The sequence below is a fragment of the Pseudomonadota bacterium genome, assembly GCA_018823135.1.
Lineage (GTDB): Bacteria > Desulfobacterota > Desulfobulbia > Desulfobulbales > CALZHT01 > JAHJJF01.
Genome location: JAHJJF010000056.1, coordinates 1 through 3,495, shown reverse-complemented (window position 1 = coordinate 3,495; position 3,495 = coordinate 1). Strand labels below are relative to the sequence as shown.

3 protein-coding genes are annotated in these 3,495 nt (G+C 47.3%); all 3 read right to left on the bottom strand.

The window, feature by feature from the left end:
* Positions 1 to 867: MBOAT family protein (locus KKE17_05270; protein MBU1709400.1), on the bottom strand; the 867-nt coding region annotated here is incomplete at its 3' end.
* Positions 864 to 1,931, bottom strand: coding sequence for a hypothetical protein (locus KKE17_05265; protein ID MBU1709399.1), 1,068 nt, complete (start codon positions 1,929 to 1,931; stop codon positions 864 to 866). The genes KKE17_05270 and KKE17_05265, both read right to left, overlap by 4 nt.
* 95 nt (positions 1,932 to 2,026) lie before the next feature.
* Positions 2,027 to 2,959: an MORN motif-containing protein gene (locus tag KKE17_05260; GenBank protein ID MBU1709398.1), complete on the bottom strand. Its 933-nt coding sequence runs from the start codon at positions 2,957 to 2,959 to the stop codon at positions 2,027 to 2,029.
* Positions 2,960 to 3,495: the final 536 nt, after the last annotated feature.

Here is a 3,495-nt window from a genome sequence, read left to right as displayed (position 1 = left end):
CACCCAGGATGACATGGTCATATGCCAGCGCCTCCAGTAATCAGCCGCATTGGTGGCGGTATGCGGGAAATTGAAGTTAATGCTTAAACGGATGCCGAAGAGGCGGGCAACGCCGCGGGCGATTTCGGAATAGGCGGAAAAATCAAGATACAGAGCCACCAGCATACCACTTGCAGAAAAAACGAGTTCCCCGGTCGTAAAACTACCGGGATCAAGAAATGCCGGATAGGCGGCATGAATCAACCTGTCTGCCACAACGATCTTTTTCAGCAATCCCCAGAGAATGAGTCGTATGCCTTGCTCGAGATTTTCAAATGTAAAGGGCTGCCTTTGCAGGAGTTGCGGCATGAGTTTTTTGGCGCGTTCGATTGGACCTGCCACCAGTTGCGGAAAAAAAGCCACGTAGAGCGCCACCAGCAGAAAATCCTTTTCCGCCTCTTTTTCTCTCCGATACACATCAATGGTATAGCTCATGGTCTGGAAGGTATAGAACGAGATGCCGATGGGCAGTATCAACCCCAAAGGGCCGGGAAGGTTTGCCCCCAGAGGACCGAGGAGGATCTTAAGAGAATCAAGGGCAAAGTCGGTGTATTTGAAATATCCAAGGATGCCAAGGTTGCCGCAGACCGAGGCGAGGAGCGCCAGTTTTCTCTTTTTGGCGTTGTCTGTTGCTTGAATGGCCAGGGCCATGCAGTAATCGATCAGGGTCGAGCCCAGGATCAGTAAACCGTACAAGGGATTCCAGTAACAATAGAAGATATAACTGGCCACGAGCAACAACAGCATGCGGCCTCGCTGGGGCAGGAAATAGTAAAGCCCCAGTATGCAGCATAGCAGGACCGCGAATTCAGCTGAGGCAAAGGTCATTGAGAAAGTACCTCGCTGAGCTTTTCAGCCATGATTTCGTGTCCTTGCTGGTGGAGATGGGATTGCGAAATAAAATGTTCGGGTGGTATTGCTCCGCTCATATTGATTATTTCATAACCGCCTTTTTCAAAAGGTTGGCGAATTAAACCATGGATAGGTTGTTGGGTTTGCCCGGGGCGTCTTGCTCTTTCAGGCATGGCGATGAATATTTTTTTTGTCCTGATAGTATCCGTTGCCTGGATAAACTGGTCGAGCAGTTCTTCACTTACGGGTTTATTGGAAGTGCTGACTGAGCGTTTGCGTTTGTTACGGGAGGTATTGATCCGCTCGGCCAGAGGGATTTTATTCTGCATATCCAAAAACCAGTCAGCTGCCGGGTGTTTTGGGAAAAAAGGCATAGTAATACTGTATCGATCAAGGTAAGCCGCCGGGAGATCCTTATATCGCCAGGGCGCCAGGAGTTTCGCGATAAATAGTTCCATTGTATCCCCGGGGTGGAAGAAATGGTCAATGAAGCTTTTGGGCACATATCGCTTAACATCATTATGGTTGAGTAGATAATGGCTGTCAGTTGCCCATGGTTGGCGCTCCTGTGTTTCCTGATCCAAGAGATAATGTCCGCTTGAAAAGGCTCTTTTTCCTGCTACTACCACAAATATATCGGGATTAAGCCTGTGGGCGGCTGCAGCGAGGATGACGAATTCAGGGGCGGCCAGGCCCGGCACCGACCAGTTGAGTACCCGTACATCTGATCCGGTTTTTTCGCGTAACTTTTTTTCAAGGAGAACAGGGTAGGTTTTATCATCGGGAAATTCCCTGCCGTATCCCTGAGAATTACTTAAGATAATGATGAGTTTTTCATCGGGGTGTTTTGGGGAAACTCTATAGACATGCTCCACCCAGGCTTTTCTGAAAAATGGATTTCGTTTGGAGTGTTTTGACAGACGGTAGTGGTTGAAGGCAACCTCTGAAGCCAGGGAAAAGAACACCAGGAAAAGAGCCAGAAAGAAAAGTGCTGCCCGACAACGGCTCTCAGGGGATTTCGTAGGTGAAATTCTGGGCATGATCCATGGCAGCGAATATGCTTTGTGGAAATGAGAAAAAGTTGTTGGGCTTGTTATTACTGTCTACCCGTTACTCTTTTCATTTTCGTTGTTTCTTATTTTGCTGTTGCCAGCTTATTATTATCCCAGGTGCCGGAATGTTTGGTTCCGTCCGGCAGGATGTACGTGCCGTCCCCATGAGCTGCACCGTTTTCAAACTGCCCTTCGTATTTTTTACCGTCAGGGTAGACCAGGGTTCCTTTGCCATGAAATTTTCCGGCCTGCCATTGCCCGACGTACTGTCGGCCATCCGCAAAGGAAAAAGCCCCCATGCCGCTCATCAGCCCGTTTTCGAATTCACCATCGTATTCTGAATTGTCGGAAAAGGTAAGAATTCCCCGGCCGTGGTATTTGTCATCTTTGAACTGGCCTTTATAAGCGTTCCCATCAGGAAAGGTCAGGGTTCCTTTGCCATTCGGCAGCATATTTTTTACTTCACCGGTATATTTTTTACCGTCAGGGAAAGAGAATATTCCTTCGCCGTTGGGGGCGTCATCTTCCCATTCTCCGTCATAAATCATGCCTTCTGTATCTTTGAAAGAGCCGGTGCCGCTTCTTCTGCCGTCTTGCCAGTGGCCGTCGTAACGACTGCCATCTGCATACATCATGATGCCTTTGCCGGTCATTATGCCTTTTCTGAACTGTCCTTTGTAGCGATCGCCGTTACTGAATGTCATGGCGCCCTGGCCATGATAAATGCCGTCTTCCCACTGGCCATTATAAATGTCGCCGGTTGGAAAGGTCATTACGCCTTCGCCATGATAAACGCCGTAATACCATTCACCTTCATAGGTCAGGCCGTCCTTGAAGGTAAGGGTGCCAACTCCTGTGGGCAGGCCGCCCTTGAAACGACCATTGTATGTTTTGCCGTCATCATAAGTATATGCCCCCTCTCCGTTGGTGCAATCTCCCTCCAGGCACTCAGCAAAAGCTGAAATCGGTGCAAGAAAAAGTATGGCAATCATATGCATAATGAATATTATTCTCATGAATGAACGCTCCTGAAAGATTTATGGAAAAGGCAGTGCAAACGGTTTTTCCCCTGTCGCATTGATCCATAGGATTTGCGGAGAACCATCTCAGGTGAAGAAACCTCATAATTTTTTACACTATTTTTGTGTATTTCTGTAGAATTTTTTTATCAATGTCTTCTTATGATATTATAGAATTTATATGCCAAATGTGATGAACTGATATTTATGTCCTATGGTATAAAGGTGGATACTTGATTATGAATGCTTCTTGAAAAGCCCAAGCCTGAATTATCGCCGTCAATTTGCTTTTAGCGGACCAAAAAGTTAGAAGCGACATCGGCCCAGGTTGTTCTTCAGCATAACGTCGGACGAATGGCAGACAGCAAGGTCTGACGATTAACAGACACGTGCTCCGGGACTCGCAAGGCTCGCTTGCCAGTAAGTCTCGTTACTTGCGTTTATCTTATAGATACTGAAAAAAGTTGAAGCCCCCCTGGGGTGGATAGTTCTGGAAATGAATAACGAAACGTTGAAATTGATTTTGTATTGGT

Bases quoted from the DNA above. Each gene is read 5' to 3' on its own strand.
- KKE17_05265 (MBU1709399.1), bottom strand. From the start codon at position 1,931: ATGCCCAGAATTTCACCTACGAAATCCCCTGAGAGCCGTTGTCGGGCA.
- KKE17_05260 (MBU1709398.1), bottom strand. From the start codon at position 2,959: ATGAGAATAATATTCATTATGCATATGATTGCCATACTTTTTCTTGCA.